The 16,194-nt window shown below is 55.1% G+C and carries 18 protein-coding genes; 3 read left to right on the top strand and 15 right to left on the bottom strand.

All coding sequences use genetic code 11. The features are described from left to right. Window positions 1-2: 2 nt before the first annotated feature. Complete coding sequence (locus FS819_RS10645; protein WP_156546686.1) at window positions 3-575, top strand: HupE/UreJ family protein; 573 nt, start codon at window positions 3-5, stop codon at window positions 573-575. A gap of 156 nt (window positions 576-731) precedes the next feature. Further along, a complete protein-coding gene (locus FS819_RS10640) occupies window positions 732-1,562 on the top strand; it encodes a DUF2076 domain-containing protein (protein ID WP_156546684.1) in 831 nt (276 codons plus the stop codon). Between the two features lie 150 nt (window positions 1,563-1,712). Here the strand turns inward: FS819_RS10640 and FS819_RS10635 are convergent, their stop codons facing one another. The 13 genes from FS819_RS10635 to FS819_RS10575 form a co-directional block, all read right to left on the bottom strand. Continuing rightward, window positions 1,713-2,765: a hypothetical protein gene (locus tag FS819_RS10635; protein ID WP_156546682.1), complete on the bottom strand. Its 1,053-nt coding sequence runs from the start codon at window positions 2,763-2,765 to the stop codon at window positions 1,713-1,715. Between the two features lie 206 nt (window positions 2,766-2,971). Next, window positions 2,972-3,436: a preQ(1) synthase gene (gene queF / locus FS819_RS10630; RefSeq protein ID WP_156546680.1), complete on the bottom strand. Its 465-nt coding sequence runs from the start codon at window positions 3,434-3,436 to the stop codon at window positions 2,972-2,974. Continuing rightward, window positions 3,433-4,350, bottom strand: coding sequence for a cation diffusion facilitator family transporter (locus FS819_RS10625; protein ID WP_156546678.1), 918 nt, complete (start codon window positions 4,348-4,350; stop codon window positions 3,433-3,435). The genes queF and FS819_RS10625 overlap by 4 nt, the downstream gene beginning before the upstream one ends. Window positions 4,351-4,549: 199 nt before the next feature. Continuing rightward, a complete protein-coding gene (locus FS819_RS10620; protein ID WP_234624585.1) occupies window positions 4,550-5,056 on the bottom strand; it encodes a GNAT family N-acetyltransferase in 507 nt (168 codons plus the stop codon). Beyond that, window positions 5,053-7,242 carry an anthranilate synthase gene (locus FS819_RS10615; protein WP_156546676.1) on the bottom strand — a complete coding sequence of 730 codons (2,190 nt, stop codon included), beginning with the start codon at window positions 7,240-7,242 and terminating at the stop codon, window positions 5,053-5,055. Before FS819_RS10615 ends, FS819_RS10620 begins: the two co-directional genes overlap by 4 nt. Before the next feature lie 221 nt (window positions 7,243-7,463). Next, a complete protein-coding gene (locus FS819_RS10610) occupies window positions 7,464-8,234 on the bottom strand; it encodes a Stf0 family sulfotransferase (protein ID WP_156546674.1) in 771 nt (256 codons plus the stop codon). 152 nt (window positions 8,235-8,386) lie between these two features. Next, the gene (locus FS819_RS10605) at window positions 8,387-8,692 is read right to left on the bottom strand and encodes a PAAR domain-containing protein (RefSeq protein ID WP_015916752.1); all 306 of its coding nucleotides are present in this window, start codon (window positions 8,690-8,692) and stop codon (window positions 8,387-8,389) included. Window positions 8,693-8,747: 55 nt separating this feature from the next. Next, window positions 8,748-9,257, bottom strand: coding sequence for a hypothetical protein (locus FS819_RS10600; protein ID WP_156546672.1), 510 nt, complete (start codon window positions 9,255-9,257; stop codon window positions 8,748-8,750). A gap of 21 nt (window positions 9,258-9,278) precedes the next feature. Further along, complete coding sequence (locus FS819_RS10595) at window positions 9,279-9,851, bottom strand: cupredoxin domain-containing protein (RefSeq protein ID WP_156546670.1); 573 nt, start codon at window positions 9,849-9,851, stop codon at window positions 9,279-9,281. A gap of 213 nt (window positions 9,852-10,064) precedes the next feature. Continuing rightward, window positions 10,065-10,928: a hypothetical protein gene (locus FS819_RS10590; RefSeq protein ID WP_156546668.1), complete on the bottom strand. Its 864-nt coding sequence runs from the start codon at window positions 10,926-10,928 to the stop codon at window positions 10,065-10,067. Between the two features lie 9 nt (window positions 10,929-10,937). Beyond that, on the bottom strand, window positions 10,938-13,103 hold the full coding sequence (locus tag FS819_RS10585; protein ID WP_156546667.1) for a type VI secretion system Vgr family protein: 2,166 nt from the start codon (window positions 13,101-13,103) through the stop codon (window positions 10,938-10,940). A 204-nt stretch (window positions 13,104-13,307) separates the two neighbouring features. Beyond that, entirely contained in the window at window positions 13,308-13,736 is a 429-nt protein-coding gene (locus FS819_RS10580; protein WP_234889301.1) for a YkgJ family cysteine cluster protein, read from the bottom strand. A gap of 125 nt (window positions 13,737-13,861) precedes the next feature. Continuing rightward, the gene (locus FS819_RS10575) at window positions 13,862-14,983 is read right to left on the bottom strand and encodes a saccharopine dehydrogenase family protein (RefSeq protein ID WP_156546663.1); all 1,122 of its coding nucleotides are present in this window, start codon (window positions 14,981-14,983) and stop codon (window positions 13,862-13,864) included. Window positions 14,984-15,104: 121 nt separating this feature from the next. Here FS819_RS10575 and FS819_RS10570 point away from each other — a divergent pair, with 121 nt between their 5' ends. Further along, the gene (locus FS819_RS10570; RefSeq protein ID WP_156546661.1) at window positions 15,105-15,536 is read left to right on the top strand and encodes an Lrp/AsnC family transcriptional regulator; all 432 of its coding nucleotides are present in this window, start codon (window positions 15,105-15,107) and stop codon (window positions 15,534-15,536) included. Window positions 15,537-15,552: 16 nt separating this feature from the next. Here the strand turns inward: FS819_RS10570 and FS819_RS10565 are convergent, their stop codons facing one another. Together FS819_RS10565 and FS819_RS10560 are read right to left on the bottom strand one after the other, a co-directional pair. After that, the gene (locus tag FS819_RS10565) at window positions 15,553-15,825 is read right to left on the bottom strand and encodes a Txe/YoeB family addiction module toxin (RefSeq protein ID WP_156546659.1); all 273 of its coding nucleotides are present in this window, start codon (window positions 15,823-15,825) and stop codon (window positions 15,553-15,555) included. Between the two features lie 3 nt (window positions 15,826-15,828). Then, on the bottom strand, window positions 15,829-16,101 hold the full coding sequence (locus FS819_RS10560) for a type II toxin-antitoxin system Phd/YefM family antitoxin (protein ID WP_156546657.1): 273 nt from the start codon (window positions 16,099-16,101) through the stop codon (window positions 15,829-15,831). Window positions 16,102-16,194 lie beyond the last annotated feature (93 nt).

The raw sequence follows: 16,194 nt of genomic DNA, 5'->3' as shown, positions 1-16,194 counted from the left end.
CGATGTTTAAACGCATTTCATTCACCGCTGCCATTTTCGCAAGCGCCGCCGCTCCGGCCTTTGCCCATCTCAACCCCGCCGAACACGGCTCGGTGCTTGCCGGTATTTCTCATCCGCTGACCGGACCCGACCACATCATGGCGATGGTTGCCGTCGGTCTCTGGGCGTCGCAGCAGGGTGGCAAGGCGCTGTATGCCGTACCCGCCGCTTTCGTCGGCACCATGGCCATCGGCTTTCTTCTGGCGCTGGCAGGTGTGCATCTTCCTTTCGTTGAGCCGGCTATCCTGGCGTCTGTCATGGGTCTCGGCCTGCTGGTGGCGACTGCCGTGCGCCTGCCGGCTGTTGGTGCTTCTGCTGTTGTCGCTCTTTTCGCGCTGTTCCATGGCTATGCACATGGCACCGAACTGGCTGGCGCCGGTGCGCTGGAATTCGGCCTCGGCTTCCTGATCGCTACCGCTGCGCTGCATGCAGTCGGTATTGGCCTTGGCGTTGGCCTCAACCGCTTCGGCCCGCGCATCACCCGGTTGCTCGGTGTGGCCACGGCTCTCGGTGGCGCGGCTCTGATGCTAGGCTGATAGCTCATTCAAGATCAAACCAGTAACGGCGGGAGAAATCCCGCCGTTTTTCGTCTTGGAACAGAACAGGTTACATATTTGTAATTCAAAAGGGCTTGGAACAGCCATGATTGCCACCCTAGATCATGGTCAGTCATGTCATCGGAGATGAGATCCATGTCACCGGAAGAGCGCCAGTTACTGACCCAATTGTTTGACCGCGTGCGCCAGGCGTCTTCAACGCCGCGCGACCGCGACGCGGAAAGCCTGATCGAAGGCGAATTGCGCACCCAGCCCTATGCCACCTATTATCTGGCCCAGGCCGTGATTATCCAGGAAAAAGGCCTGGAGGCAGCGACCGCCAAGATCCGCGATCTTGAAGACCAGATCGCCCATTTGCAGGATGAACTGTCCCGCGCTCAGGCCCAACCGCCCGCTCCGCAACAAGGCGGCGGCTTTCTCGGTGGTATCAGCTCGATTTTTGGAGGCGGCAGCCCGGCGCCGGCGCCATCCCGCAACGCAGGGCCCTGGGGTGCGGCACCAGCGCAGAACCGTGGCTATGACGATTACAGCCGCAGCGCCCCGCCACAATCCGGCCCTTGGGGCGGACAAGCTCCAGCAGGGAATTCATGGCAGCAACCGGGGCAACAACCAGCAGCAGCTCCAGCCGGCGGCGGCTTTCTGCGCGGTGCCCTGACCACGGCGGCAGGCGTTGCCGGTGGCGTGCTGGTGGCCGATGCGGTGCGTGACATCTTCTCTAGCCACGGCGGCGGTTTCGGCAATATGCTGGGCGTTGGCGGCATGGGCGGCGTGGCTCAAGCACCGGTCGAGGAAACCATCATCAACAACAATACCTATAACATCACCGAGAATGGCCGCGACGATACGCCCGCCCAAAATGATGACAGCGGCTTCCAGCAGGCCAGCCTGGACACTGACAATGACAGCTATGACAATAGCAGTTTTGACGACAGTGATTTCGGTGGCGATGACAGCATGAATGCTTGAATGCGCCTTAATCGTCTATGAAACAAGGGAGCGTAGAAAGGCAGCTATACCGCTTTTCTACGCGTTTTGCGCAGGCGGTGGGACTCAATCAGCGCGATTGATCTGAAATCAAAAAACCATCTTCTCCATTGGCCCCGAACGATACCATTGTTAGCGCGGACGAATAAACTGGGGAAGCGGCGTACCGGCTTTGATGACGTCGCTATAGGAGAAAGACTGCTCGGGCATATACAGCTCAAAGCGGCGATTGATTTCGGCTAGAAAGTCGAGATCGAGATAAACTTGGGGATCGATTGCTGAAAGGGTCAAACCCATGGCGGGGCCAAGATACAGCAATGCATCCGCCGTTGCGCCATTGAGCGTGTGCGTGATGCATCTTTGCATCTCGGCAAGCTTCTCATTCCCAGGAGGTTCCTGATCGAAAGTCTTGTATTCAGGATCAACGAGCATGTCATGTAGCAGTGTCCCCTTGACTGGCCCGACCAGAGCGGGTGTCGGCCAGTCGCCACATAACGCTTCGAATTTCTCAATGCAGGCTTTATTTGTGAAGCCAGTATAGGGCGTGATAAGAAACAGAACTCCTGGATAGTCCTGTTCAATCAGACCAAGCAAAGTAGGCACATACTCGTCATTTTGCGGAACGTAAAATCCCGTGCGCTGGAAGTGAGCGGATCCGTATATCACAACAGCCTTTTCACCCTTTTCCAGGATCTGTTGTTTGATCAGTTCCGCCGGATGACTGTCCCGGGTCTCTACCAGTGGAAATAGATCTTCACGAGTATGGATCGCCGACCAGTCAATAGCAGGCTCACCCAGCCACACGCGGATTTGCTTCTCTGGAGGTAACTTAAGGTTGGCAGCCCGAACCGCTGCATAAAACCACATAAAACTAAGAGACCAGACGGTCGGGAGCCAGCCGACAACGTCGGTCCACACTCGGCGCAATTCGTCATAAGGAACCGCTTCTCCAGCGACAAAGCGGTCAACGATCGGCTGGGCGGCGGCACCGCCAAATTCAACAACGACGTTGCGCACATCGCGAGCGAACCTGGGATCGCTTATCAGATCAGTATAGAATGCGGCCTGTTGCGCTAATCCGTGAGAATCCCCAATGCCGACCAGCGCATGTGTTTCGAATGCTGACAATATCGCGTCAATCGCGGGCTCTGCTGTAGATGACTGCCTCGGATTGCTGGAGCTCATGTGTAACTCTGTGTTCTATCTTTGCGGGTACGATCACGGCATCAGCGGTAGATCAATCCGCAGTTAGCATACAGTTCTTGTCTCGGAAATGATCCAGCTTAACTGGCTGATGTTTTGCTATGATGTATTACTGAGCGGAATTCAACCAATCGTCCTCACTCCAGGGCAGATTGCAGATTGACGAAAGTCCGATCCGCTTGAAAATCTCACCCCCGCCCACGATAAGTCGGAACGCCCTGATCCGGCAACCAAACACCCTTAGGCACCTCGCCGGTCTGCCAGAACACATCAATGGGAATACCGCCGCGTGGGTACCAATAGGCGCCGATCCGCAGCCATTTCGGATCGAGCAGTTCCACCAGCCGCTTGGCGATGTAGATCGAGCAATCCTCGTGGAAGGAGCCGTGGTTGCGGAACGAGGTCATGAACAGTTTCAGTGACTTGGATTCCACCAGGAAATCGCCGGGAATATAGTCGATGACGATATGGGCGAAATCCGGCTGGCCGGTCATCGGGCAGAGCGAGGTGAATTCCGGCGCGGTGAAGCGCACGACATAATCGGTTCCGGCATTGGTATTGGGAACCCGTTCCAGCACCGCCGCCTCAGGGCTGGTCGGCGCATCCACCTGGCGACCCAGTTGTGACAGGCCGGAAACATCGGTCTTGCTCATGCATGTTCTCCTTCAATAACTTTAACACGGACGCCATGGGCCTCTTCGCTTTCCGGTTCCACATGGATCGTCACCCGCGCGCCCGGCTGCACGGCTTGCACCGCCGCTTCCAGCCTGTCGCAAATCTCATGGGCCTCGCCCACCGGCATCACGGCTGGCACGACGAGATCGAAGCCAACAAAGGTCGCGGCCCCAGCCCGGCGGGTGCGCAGGTAATGCACCCCGAGCGAGCCACTGGCGTGATCGGCAATCGCCTTCTTGATCGCATCTTCTTCCGCTGGTTCGACCGCCTTGTCCATCAAGCCATCGACGGAGTGGCTGATCACTTTCCAACCCTGATAGATGATGTTGCAGGCGACCAGAATGGCCAGCAGCGGATCGAGAATGGCATAACCGGTGATCACCACCAGAACAAGGCCGATCAGCACGCCCACCGATGTCACCACATCCGACATGATATGCTGCCCATCCGCCGTCAGGGCAGGGGAGCGGTTGGCCTTGCCGACCCGGATCAGGATCGTTGCCCAGACCGCATTGACGACACCGGCGGCAAAATTGATCGCCAGGCCAAGCGCCGGGGCATCCAGCATGGTTGGCGCTTCAAGGGCGGCCACCGCCTCTTTCATGATCAGCAGCGCGGCAATGACGATCAGCACGCCTTCGATAACTGCTGAAATATATTCCGCCTTGTGATGCCCATAGGGGTGGTCATGGTCGGCAGGCTTTTGGGCATAGCCGATCACGAAATAGGCGATGAAAGCCGCCACCACATTGACGGTGGATTCCAACCCATCCGATAGCAACGCCACCGACCCCGTGACCCACCAAGCCAGGAGCTTCAGGCCCAGCACGCCGAAAGATAGCGGAATGCCCCAGAAGGCCAGACGCTTGACGATAGGATTATGCTCGGACATCACGCCCACTCCTGCATTTGCGAACCAGTTGCAAAATTCATGCCCTTAAGACGGCAAAACCGCCCAAGCCTGCAAAGGCTGGACGGTTTATGATGGGTCTCATATCCTTGATATCTGCTAATCTGTCAAACCCGAAGGATGGATAATCCAAAGCGGCGTTAACAAATAGTAGTTATTGCTAATTAACGTGCAGTGAAGATCATGCTGTGTTCGAGCCAATGATCGCCATATGGATGACATCGACGAACCGTCCATCGATCCGCACCGCATCTCGGGCCACACCTTCGCGGACAAAGCCGACGCTTTCGTAAAGACGAATGGCGCGGTCGTTATCGGCGTGAACATCCAGTTCCACCCGGTGCAGACCGATTGCCCATGATGCCGCAAGCGTGGTTTCGATCAGCCGTTTGCCGAGGCCAGCGCCCCGGTAGCCATCGATAATGCCCATGCCCAGCACGCCGCGATGGGCGTGGAGCTCCCGGTCGTGGCGGCGAATGTCGCACCAACCGACGACACGCGCACCATCAAGCGCCACGAACTGCGGATTGCCGCCGTGCTTGAGGCCGGTGACGAAATCCCGCACATGGTCCAGTGGCGGCGCTTCCACCATGCTCAGATAGCGGCGCTCGCGCGAAACCGAGTCGAGAGCCTGATGAAAGCTCTCGACATTACTCGCCTCTATCGGCTGAATGATGATACCACTCACGCCGCCTTCACCTTCGCCCGTTTGGCCAGCTTTTCCACCACATTCTCGATCATCCGCATCCCGGCATCGTTGCCGAGCGTCATGATTGATTCCGGGTGGAACTGCACGGCGGCCACCGGCTCTTTTGTATGCTCGATACCCATGATCGTCCCATCCTCGCTTTCGGCGGTGATGATGAAATCCTTGGGCAGCATGGCCGGGTCGGCATGGATCGAGTGATAGCGCCCGACCGTGACTTCTTTGTTCAGGCCGGAAAACACGATGCCGGGTTCCAGCACGCGGATGCGTGATGGCTTGCCATGCATCGGCACATCCAACTGCCGCAGCACGCCGCCATAGGCTTCCGTCAGCGCCTGGAGACCAAGGCAGACGCCGAAGATCGGCAGGTTGCGGTCACGCGCCTTCTTGATTGTCGCCTTGCAATCAAAATCCGACGGTGAGCCCGGTCCGGGCGACAGGACGACGAGATCGGGGTTCAGGCGGTCAAACACCTCTTCCGGCACCGGGCTACGCACCGTGCTGACGGTAGCGCCGGTCTGGCGGAAGTAATTGGCCAGCGTGTGGACGAATGAGTCCTCATGATCGACCAACAGGATTTTCACGCCGTGGCCGACAGCCGCCACGCCGCGCTGGGCCTTGGCATTATGGCCGGTCTTGGCGTCACGGATCGCAGCAATCATCGCCGATGCCTTCAATTCTGTTTCAGCTTCTTCTTCCTGCGGATCGCTGTCATTGAGCAGCGTTGCACCGGCCCGCACTTCGGCAATGCCGTCCTTGATGCGCACGGTGCGCAGCGTCAGTCCGGTATTCATGTCGCCATTGAAGCCGACCATGCCGACCGCGCCGCCATACCAGGCGCGCGCGCTCTTCTCATGGGCTTCGACAAAACGCATCGCCCAGAGTTTTGGTGCGCCGGTGACGGTCACTGCCCAGGCATGCGAGAGGAAGCCGTCGAACGCATCCATATCGTCGCGCAACCGGCCCTCAATATGGTCCACCGTGTGGATCAACCGGGAATACATTTCGATCTGGCGGCGGCCGATCACCTTGACCGAACCCGGCTCGCAGACCCGGCTCTTGTCGTTGCGGTCAACATCCGAACACATGGTCAGTTCGGATTCATCCTTCTTGGAATTCAACAGCTTGAGGATCTGCTCGCTATCGGCAATCGGATCGTCGCCGCGTTTGATCGTGCCAGAAATCGGGCAGGTCTCGATGCGCCGTCCGTTAACCCGCACGAACATTTCCGGCGAAGCGCCGACCAGATATTCCTGATTGCCGAGATTGATGAAGAAGGAATAGGGCGACGGGTTGATGTCCTTCAACCGCTTGGAAATATCTGAGGGCTTGCTATCGCAACGCTCCATGAATTTCTGGCCGGGAACCACTTCGAACAGGTCGCCCTTGCGGAAGCTTTCCTTGGCCTTCACCACCAGCTCGGCAAATTCGCCGGGCCGGTGATCGCCGCGCGGCGGAATGGTATCGGTATGGCGGAAAGGCTCCGGCGCAATGGTCTCGGCCTTGCCTGCCGTTGTCACGCCGTCCTTTTCGAAATCATAGCGGTCGATCCAGGCCTTGGCGGAATAATGGTCAACCACCAGAATTTCATCGGGCAGGAACAGCACCATGTCGCGCTGATCGTCCGGCCGCTTCAGTTTCAGATCAATGGCATCGAACTGGAAGGCCAGATCATAGCCGAACGCCCCGAACAGGCCGATGCTGCTATCGGCAGACGAATAGAACAGGTCGGTAATGGCGCGCAGCACGGTAAATACCGTTGGCGCCTTGGAGCGCTCCTCCTCGGTAAACACCCGGTCGGGGGTCTTCACTGTCAGGTCCAGTCGCTGCGTGGTCAGCGCGCCCAGCACCAGTTCCGGCACGGTCTTCAGCTTTTCGGCGATCAGTGACAGCAGCACTTCGCCCCGGCCATTATAAGCCTCGATCCACACGGCGCGGCCAAAGCTGGAAATGCCCAGCGGCGGATCGACAATGGCCGTATCCCAGCGGGTATAGCGGCCCGGATATTCATAGTTGGAAGAAAACACCGCGCCGCGCCGCTCATCCAGCTTTTCGACATAGCTGGACACTGCATCGGCATAGGGTGTGGCCCGACGCTGGCGCGTTACCGTAATCCCGCCCCGGGTCTGGTAGACATCGCTATTGTCATCGCGAATAATGGTTGCCATGGCGCTTCTTCCTCATCGTAAAGCCCGTCAGTGAGGGGCCATGAACACAAAAAAGCCGCCTCAGGAAATCCGGGCGGCTTTGGGTCAATCGTCTTTAGACATGACTGGTCAAGGCCGCGTTAGCGAACCCACCACCAAGCATTCATGGACAAAACGATCTTCATGGCGGAATTCATAACCCGGTCCGCCACGCCGCGCAAGAGTGATTTTCAGCCCCCCAATCATAGGTGATCACTGTGCAAATGCTCCATGCGAAACCGTGTCTCCCAGCTTTGGTTGATCCCGTCCGCCAGCTTGGCGGTGCCGGGCACGACGCTGCTTGCAGCCTCGCCATCCAATCCCAGTTGCCCCAGCACATCCTTCAGGCTCCCAATGGGGTCGGCGCAAAGCGCTTCATAGGTGATTGGCAAGGGTTGGATGCCTTGCATGTCAAACCAGCTTTGCCAGGCGCGATCATATCGGTTGAACTCGTCATAGCGGGCGAGGATTTCGGCGGCGTCGTAAATTGGATCGCGTGGCGCAGACAACCGTTCCAGCTCTGTACCATCGGGTGCGCGATGCCATAATCCAGTTTGTTGGGCTTTCACATAGGAGACGGCCTGTTGCACCTTATCGAGGCGTGTCAGGTGAATGAACAGCGTGTTTCCGAACGTAGCCTCGATCCGCTGCCGGTCGCTGGCCAGCACCGGGTATAGAACGGCAAGCTTCTCGACAAACAGATCGAAACTGTGCCGTTGCAGCCGCAGGCCAAAGAGATCAGTGCCATCGCGGCCCGTCTCAAACGCAGCTTCAAAGATCGCCGCCAGAAGATCGCTCTCCGGTAAAGAGGGGTTGATATCCAGATTGAGATAGGACAGCCAATCGGTAATCGGTCCGTGATGAAAATAAGATTTCGGCTTTCCCGCCACCCCGGTTGCCGTCAGCATATTGCACAGCAAAGTGCTGCCGCTGCGTGGCGAGGTGCAGATCACATAGGACTGGAATTTCGCCATCGACTTTAGAACCGAACAATCATGGAAGATGCTCAGCCCTATAATAATGAGGTGTGACAGGCCGGTGACCGTAGGCAATAAAACCGGATATTACGGACGGTGAAACAATGCTTGTTGAGGGCCTTTAAAGAAACGAATGCTTATGAAGCGGCTCAAGCGCCATCATCCAAAAATACATCGCCTGATCCTTCCGCTGCCGCCCCGCCGCAATCGATCGCATCGCCAATCCGCCCGGCTGGTTGGCCATTGATGAAGACCGTTGGCGACCCTGCGGCCAAAGCCCGGCCATGGCTTGGTTCCGGGCAGGACGAACAGGCATGCGCCCCATAGGCATCCCCAACCCGAACCGCCCCGCGACCGTTGATGAACACATTACCGCTGGCCTCGATAGAGGGGGTCGGCGGGAAATGGCAGGCATGGCCGGAACCAATATCGCCGAGGCGGGTGATCGCGGGCATGGGGTTCTCCTTCGTTTGTACGTGCCTTGTTATGTGGTTTCAAAACCCATGAAAATTAGAAGCTAACTGACTCTAAAAGAAAAATGCTCTTATCGCCATCAACGTCATAAACTTTTATATTCTCGGTCTGTGCGAAGTTTTCTCTTGTGAGATAAATTATATTTTTTGTATCGGTGGGTTTATGCCACCATTCGTCATCGTCTCCAGTTATGAAATACATATCATCATTGCGTGAAAATACATTCATCATGATTATTTTTATTAATTCATTTCTATTTTTTGTTTGAAAAAATCCCCTTAATCTCAAAAGTTGATCTTTTCCGTCCCATTTTTCTTGGTCTTCTATGTGAATCATGCTTTCTATTGCGGTTAATTTTGTTAAGCCAAGGACAGTGTATTTTCCTAGAATGTAACCATCTTTTGCTGAAGAAGGGGTGTTTGTGAATTCAAATATATAAAAGAGATAAATGCACATACATAAATATATAAAAACCAGGCTAATGGAGGAAATGATGAAGATACTGAATGGCAAAGGCAATTTATTTCCATTTGGCACAACGTACACCTCTTCGGCCTCGTAATTTTTCTAGGAATTGCATTTTTTTAGCAACACTTCGCGCTCCCAGATGTTGTAGGCCTCTCTATTTAGCACCCTTAGCTCAACTTTCACTTGGTTGTGGCTATGATCCTCGGTGACAGTGCCGTAGAATGTCTCTGGCTTTGAAGTGTCGAAGGCAAACGTGTTAATTCTTCCAGGAATGGCGTCAACGCGAACACCCACGGTTGGAAGTGACAACTCGTAAATTGAATCTTCAGATGTAATAAGCAGGCGTACCGTTTTACCTTGAGGTAAAATCAGCGGGCCGGGGATTGTGCATGTCAAGAAAGTCGCGGAACCGTTGTTTGATCGTGCAAAGCGATACTCATGTCTCCATTCATGTTGTTGCACGAGGATCTGCACAGTCAGATCAGAGCTTATGGTATTGCCTTGTAAGAGAAGTTTGAGCGCTTCCTCGCAGGTATTTTGATGATATTGATGCCATTGGGAGCATGTATTGTTATCTTCTGCCTGTCCTGATGTGTGTATAATAAAATAAACTGGGGCTATTATTAACGTAAAGCCTAAAAATTTTTTCAAAATTTTAAATAATTTGCACATTATTTTTCAATTTTCTTATTTTTATTATAGGTCTTTGTTATAATTTTTTCGCCAAAGAAAAAGATAAATGCTATGAATATTCCTAGTAATATTGCGTATAGATAAGCTCCGCCAATTAAAAAAATAGCAAGTAAGAAAAATGATGGTAATAAAATAATTTCCCTGCAATATCCTATGAATAGTGAAAGTGCAGATTCCCACATCCTGTTAACCTCACCATTGATTGTGTTGGTTTTTTTCAGAAATTACGTCAAGCGCATTAGTCTCACTTCCCTGGGGAATGCTGCCGAATTGTCCATCTGGACGAGCGGAAGACACCCTACCAACGGGAACCTGCTGACTGATGGTTCCCTTTTCGGTGCTGCCTAAATATTTTCCAGGATTATGAATGCAGTCCAAAACGCCATCTATAATTTCAACTAAGGCGTCCTGCTCGGCCTGGGGTATGGAGACGTCTGACTCTAGCGCAGATCGAAATATTTCCTTGTACTGTTCGTTGCTAACATCAGGGGAGTAGTCACCTGTTATGGCAGCGTCGAGCGCGGAAATTATATCCTTTCCCCCATATTTTATCGACAGTATCATCGCTCCCGTCGTGGCAAGAACAAAATTCGCGGCGGATGATCCAAGCTTGACAGTAGTGGGCAGTATTCGACGTCCAAGCCTGCCGCCCGTTGAGGCGTAATTTGTAAACATCCCTCCTGCTATACGCCCATAGAATTCCGGTTCGTTCATTGCTTTATGCTTTAAATAGATTACTAGCATTCGTGCAGCAAGTGTGGGATTATTTTTTGCTAAGATGAGAATTGTTTCCAAGTTGCGACCCCAACCGTCAGCGTTCTCCTTTGCTTCGGCACCAAAAGCCCCAAGTGACATTAAACACCAAATGATGCCAACCCACCAATCTCGGGGGTGGCTATATACCCCTTTGAGGAAGCTCAGAACTAAGTTTGGCTTTTTTGCTGCCGCCTTCTCCAGAAAATTGGGGTCCGAGCAGACGAATTGGACAGCGTCCCTCGGCATCTTCCCGCTTCCGGTTTCAACGACATCACCTCCGTAGGAAATACCTTTTCCCATCGTTACCTCCTAGTTCAGATCAATCTTCTTTGCTCGTATTGCAACGTGTTCGCCAGCATCAATGTTTACTGATTTTGTAGCGCCTATGTTTATGGTTTTGCCATATATTCCAACAGTACCGTCCCGTTCCAAAACAATACGCGATTCACCTGCAATAATCTCGACGGACTGCGCGGCGGATAAATCCAAAGTTTCGCCGGAGTCAATTTCGAGTCGCTCGTCAGCATGCACATCGATCACGCTCCCCGAGTTTATGGAGAGAAAACGTCCGACCGCGAGGTTCTTGGATAGGCCGACTATCTCCGTACTGGCGACACCAACGGTTTCTTGTTTGCTCTTCTCCACGCTAACAAACATGTTGCCACGCCCAAGACTGAATATATTGGAAAGGCCAAGATTATAAGTTAACTTGCCAATACCTTCGGCCACACGAGCAAGTTCTGCGGAAATAAATTTTCCAATGTTCGAAGGCCCTACGATAATTGAGTAGTTCCCGCCAACAATTTCATCGTGGTTGTTTGTAACCTCGATTGCTTTATTATGTCCCACTGATTGCATCCAGTTTTTGTCAATGCGCTCGCTATGATTATTGAGTGTTTTTTCATTCCGATCCTTCTGAGCATGAATATAAATCTCCTCCCGGCCAGCCTCATCTTCAAACGTCAGTTCATTAAACTTCTGCGCTGATTTCCCCTTATGCGTATTCGTCCGAAACACGCTCTTGGTCTTATTCGCCGGCAAATCATAAGGCACCGGATTGTTCGTATTCGGCACGACGCCTGTCACCAGCGGTCTATCCGGGTCGCCGTCGATATAGGCGATCATGACTTCCATGCCGATGCGGGGGATGACCTGGGAGCCCCAGAGGCCGCCGGCCCAGCTTTGGGAGACGCGGATCCAGCAGGTGTCGGAGCCGTCCTTTTTGGCGCGTCTGTCCCAGGGGAACCAGGCTTTGATCCGGCCGTATTTGTCAGGATGAATTTCTTCCCCCGAGGGGCCTGCGACAATGGCCACCTGCGCGCCTTCGATGCGCGGGCGTTTGGTGGTGCGATGCGGGGTTAAGGGGATACGGGACGGTATGGCCTCGAATTGGTTGATATATTCCGGCTGGTTTTCCGTGGTTTCATAGGAGCGATCCACCACCCAATGGGTGATACGGGTTATCACATGCTCTTCGTATTTGTGTTCCGGGTGGGGTTCTTCATAGGGGTTGAAGCGTCGTCCTGGTTCCAGCACACGCACGGTCGACTGGCCTTTGATCCGCTCGTGATCCGCCTGTGTCGCCTGCGCGCGCAATTTACCGACGCGCTCCATTTCGGTGTAATCTGCGGCGCGGGCGGGGTAGTTATAAAGTTCGCGCTTGGCATTGCCCGACAACTCCACGAGAGAAGGGGTCTGCGAGCGTGGAATGAAGTTCGGCGTTTCAAAATTCCAGTCGGCATCGACCCGTTGGCCGGGGACATAACTGAAGCGCCGCATCCATTCGGTGATGTGGTTGCGGTCGGAAGAGCCTTGGGCGATCCGCACGGTGTCATCACCTTCCGCGCTGGCCGAGGCCTTTGACCAGGCAATCTGGTGGTCTGTTACTCTCAGGCGATGAATGCCCTTATCATGTTGAAACCAATAGAAGATTCCATCTTCTTCCAACCGGCGAAGCAGGTAGTCGAGGTCATTTTCCTGCCATTGGACAGAATAGCCTTGCGCCGGGGGCTTGTTCTGTAGAAAGCCGATATCCGGCTGCGGCAGGCCATGTTCGGAAAACAGTGTTTCCAGCACCTGGATCGACGTCATGTCCAGCCAGATCCGGCAATCGGAGCGGCGGGACAGTAGCCACATCTGCGGACGGATGGTGAGCGTGTAGGAGCGTAACCCACGTGTGACCGGCGGGCCTTCCTCAAGATCGGTCACCAAGCCATTGAACGGGCGGCGCAGGCCATCCTCGCCCAACTCGCCCTGGCGGATTTCCAGGGAAATGTCGACTAGCTTGCCGATAAGCTCTTCCGGTTTGACCGCTTCACGCTTGGCGCGGACGTGCAGAGTGATTTCAAACAGACGGTTGACGCCCTCATCCACCTTCATCCGCTCCGGCAGCAATTGATCCTCACCCAGCGGAGAGGAGACTTTCAAAACGCGGCTGGCCTGAATGAAATCAGCAGTCAATATATCGTCGAACATCGTAAGGCCCCCGGATTGCGTCTTAAAATATCAAATGCAATATCGATGGCCCGCCCGAGCTGTTTCAAACACGCCATCCCTATGGCGAAATTAGACTAGCTTTACAAAAGGTCAAGTTTTTGGTTGTGTTGCCGGGTATGTTTGTTTTTTCGGTTGCGAATGTTGATCAGTGGATGGAAAGGGCGATGCAGAATTGCGCAAAGCCTAACCGGCCAGCACCTTGCCAGCGTTGATCTTGACGACGTCTTCCCCGATAAAAACGATGACATAGCCGCCGGCTGTTTCCGCTTCGGCTGCCCAGCGGCGCAACGCGCTGGCATAGGGTTCGTGACGCCACACCTGCGGAAAGGCCGGGTCGACCAAAACCGTGATTTGCGGACCCTGAGTGTAGACCATCATCTTTGCCTTGGCCGGTTCCCATTCCGGGCCAAGACTGTCGCTTGTCATCCAAAGACAGAGAAAATCTCGGCAGAGCTGCGGTCTGTCGGGGTAGATCGCGCAGCCTTTCCCGGCTGTGCAGTGCAGGCACCAGGTATTGGCGGGTTTTGCCAAGGCGTCGATATCCGGCAGACGGCAACAGAGCGTGCAGGTGCCGCAAGTGCGAACGGGCAGGGCTGCCGGGGCTGGGGACATGTCGAGGGGCATGGGGCGGTTTTTGCAGCTTTGAGACGGAAAACCTGCCGTAGCATAAGGCAACCGCCCACGCCATGCGCCTCACCCTGAAATGGTTGTCCGGATGAAGCGGGGCGAGTCTTCGCTTATGCTGCCGCGTATTCGTGGCGCTTTCGGGCGATCGCGGCGGCTGTCGATTGATAAAGCTGGCCATAACGGTTGGCGAGAAAGGCGTCGAGACTGATTTCCTCCTGGCGCACGAAGCCGGATTGCGGCAATGCACCCTCAGCCAGCAGGTCCAGCACGGCGCAGATGCCGGCGGCGGTGGTGATCTGGATGGCGCTCATTTTCTTGTCCGCGACAGTGCCGGCATAGACCTTGTTGGCATAGGTTTCCTGCATGTAGCGCCCTTCGCGCCAACCGCAGACGGTCACAAAAATCACCACCACATCCTGCATGGTGGCGGGCAGGGCGTTTTCAAACAGGTCCTTCAGCACGTCGCGGCGGTTCTTCAGGTTGAAGTCGTTGAGCAGCGCCTTGATGATCGCCTGATGGCCTGGATAGCGGATGGTGCGGTAATTCATTGTCCGAACCCGGCCTTCCAGGGTTTTCGCCAGCGTGCCGAGGCCGCCTGATGTGTTGAAGGCTTCATAGGTCACACCGTCAAGCGAAAATTCCTCACGCTCTTCCATGGCTGGCACGCTGATCATCCGTCCCTCGACAATGGCTTCGCAGGGTTCGATATATTCGTTGATCAGCCCGTCCGTGCTCCAGGTAAGGTTATAGTTCAGCGCATTGGACGGGTATTGCGGCAGCGCACCGACCCGCATCCGCACGCTGTCCAGCGTCTCGAAGCGCTGCGCCAGATCATGGGCGACGATGGAAATGAAGCCGGGGGCAAGGCCGCATTGCGGGATGAAGGCGGTGTGTGCGCCCTCAGCCAGGGCCGCGACTTTTTTCGTGGTCGCTACGTCCTCGGTCAGGTCGAGGTAATGGCAGCCGCTGCGCGCCGCACTTTCGGCAATGGCCCCGGTCAGGTGAAAAGGGGCGGCGGAGAGAACGGCGAACTGACCGTAAATATGGGCATCAAGTGCGGCTTTATCGGCAATATCAACCAAAGCAGTGGCGATGCCGGGATGCTTGTCGAGTTTCGCCAATTGCTCGGCGCTGCGGTCGGTAACCGTCACCCGGTAATCGCCGGTCTCTGCCAGAAGATGGGCAATTGCCCCGCCGATCTTCCCCGCGCCAATGATGGAAATGTTTTTCATGACCGTTCCCCTAATGCTTTTGACGAGCCTTCAGTGTGGAGCCGATCCCTGTCGATTCACAGTGGCAAATTGAGCGTTTTCGCTTACAATAATGGACGATTTGCCGAAAGGATTGGACAGAATGCAGGTCTCCGATAAGGACCGCGAATTGCTGGCGCTGCTGGGTGAAAATGCCCGCATGCCGGTGGCGACGCTGGCGCGACGGCTTGGCCTGTCGCGCACCACGGTGCAGGCGCGGCTGGAACGGCTGGAGCGGGAAGGGGTGATTACCGGTTACGGACTCCGTCTGTCGGACGCCTATCAGAGCGGGCTGATCCGCGCGCATGTGATGATCACCATGGCACCCAAAGCGCTAACCAGCGTCACGGCAGAGCTGGCCGCCATCCCACAGGTCACGGCCCTGCATTCCGTCAACGGTCCCTACGATCTGATCGCCATGCTGGCGGCACCCTCAATCCAGGAGCTGGACCGGCTGATTGACCGGATTGGGGAGTTGTCAGGGGTGGAGCGGACGCTGTCATCGATTATTCTATCGACGCGGATTGCCCGGTGAGCTTCTTGTATGGTGATCATTTCCTATAGTGGTAGCGGCATTGCACAATATCCAGCCGCTGTTCCTGGCCAGAACCCGAAACGCAATAGACCAGCCGATGATCGCCAGCGATGCGCCTCGACCAGAAGCCCGCGAGATCGCCTTTCAGCGGCTCGGGCTTTCCGAGGCCCGCAAACGGTGTTCTCTTGGCGTTGCGGATCAGCTCGTTGATTTTCGAAACCATTTTCAGGTCGGTTTGGAGCCAGAATTCGTAATCGTCCCAGGCATTCTCGGTCCAGCCCAGCTTCATCGTTTAAGTATCCTGGCCGTCCTCCGGCTCGGTTGGATCGCGGTCGATGACCTTCCCTTGGCGCAGTTGTTCGATGCCGTCGCGCAGGCGCTCGGCGTTGGCTGGGTTGGACAGGAGATGCAAGGTTTCCTGCATGCTCTCATATTCCCCCTCGGCAATCACCACCACGGCTTCCTTGCCTTGGCGTGTCACCAGCAAGGGCGCGCGTGACTCCAGCACGCTGTCAAAATGATGAGCGAAATTCTGGCGAAATTCAGTGAAGCGAACATTGGTCATGGTCTATGCCTCAATAATCTGTACGTATTTCTGTACATTAATTGCCGCATCGAAGTCAACAGGATTGCCGACATGCAAATCCACCCGCAAGAG

It is taken from the genome of Allorhizobium sp. Av2, assembly GCF_021462805.2.
GTDB classification, from domain to species: domain Bacteria; phylum Pseudomonadota; class Alphaproteobacteria; order Rhizobiales; family Rhizobiaceae; genus Allorhizobium; species Allorhizobium vitis_G.
This window is presented reverse-complemented; position numbering and strand designations above follow the sequence as displayed.

What these genes read in the sequence shown, in the direction of transcription:
- FS819_RS10565 (WP_156546659.1), bottom strand. Translation starts at nt 15,825, where the DNA reads ATGAAGCTGGGCTGGACCGAGAATGCCTGGGACGATTACGAATTCTGG.
- FS819_RS10615 (WP_156546676.1), bottom strand. Translation starts at nt 7,242, where the DNA reads ATGGCAACCATTATTCGCGATGACAATAGCGATGTCTACCAGACCCGG.
- FS819_RS10635 (WP_156546682.1), bottom strand. Translation starts at nt 2,765, where the DNA reads ATGAGCTCCAGCAATCCGAGGCAGTCATCTACAGCAGAGCCCGCGATT.
- FS819_RS10610 (WP_156546674.1), bottom strand. Translation starts at nt 8,234, where the DNA reads ATGGCGAAATTCCAGTCCTATGTGATCTGCACCTCGCCACGCAGCGGC.
- queF (WP_156546680.1), bottom strand. Translation starts at nt 3,436, where the DNA reads ATGAGCAAGACCGATGTTTCCGGCCTGTCACAACTGGGTCGCCAGGTG.
- FS819_RS10575 (WP_156546663.1), bottom strand. Translation starts at nt 14,983, where the DNA reads ATGAAAAACATTTCCATCATTGGCGCGGGGAAGATCGGCGGGGCAATT.
- FS819_RS10625 (WP_156546678.1), bottom strand. Translation starts at nt 4,350, where the DNA reads ATGTCCGAGCATAATCCTATCGTCAAGCGTCTGGCCTTCTGGGGCATT.
- FS819_RS10560 (WP_156546657.1), bottom strand. Translation starts at nt 16,101, where the DNA reads ATGACCAATGTTCGCTTCACTGAATTTCGCCAGAATTTCGCTCATCAT.
- FS819_RS10645 (WP_156546686.1), top strand. Translation starts at nt 3, where the DNA reads ATGTTTAAACGCATTTCATTCACCGCTGCCATTTTCGCAAGCGCCGCC.
- FS819_RS10595 (WP_156546670.1), bottom strand. Translation starts at nt 9,851, where the DNA reads ATGTGCAAATTATTTAAAATTTTGAAAAAATTTTTAGGCTTTACGTTA.
- FS819_RS10585 (WP_156546667.1), bottom strand. Translation starts at nt 13,103, where the DNA reads ATGTTCGACGATATATTGACTGCTGATTTCATTCAGGCCAGCCGCGTT.
- FS819_RS10640 (WP_156546684.1), top strand. Translation starts at nt 732, where the DNA reads ATGTCACCGGAAGAGCGCCAGTTACTGACCCAATTGTTTGACCGCGTG.
- FS819_RS10605 (WP_015916752.1), bottom strand. Translation starts at nt 8,692, where the DNA reads ATGCCCGCGATCACCCGCCTCGGCGATATTGGTTCCGGCCATGCCTGC.
- FS819_RS10570 (WP_156546661.1), top strand. Translation starts at nt 15,105, where the DNA reads ATGCAGGTCTCCGATAAGGACCGCGAATTGCTGGCGCTGCTGGGTGAA.
- FS819_RS10590 (WP_156546668.1), bottom strand. Translation starts at nt 10,928, where the DNA reads ATGGGAAAAGGTATTTCCTACGGAGGTGATGTCGTTGAAACCGGAAGC.
- FS819_RS10580 (WP_234889301.1), bottom strand. Translation starts at nt 13,736, where the DNA reads ATGTCCCCAGCCCCGGCAGCCCTGCCCGTTCGCACTTGCGGCACCTGC.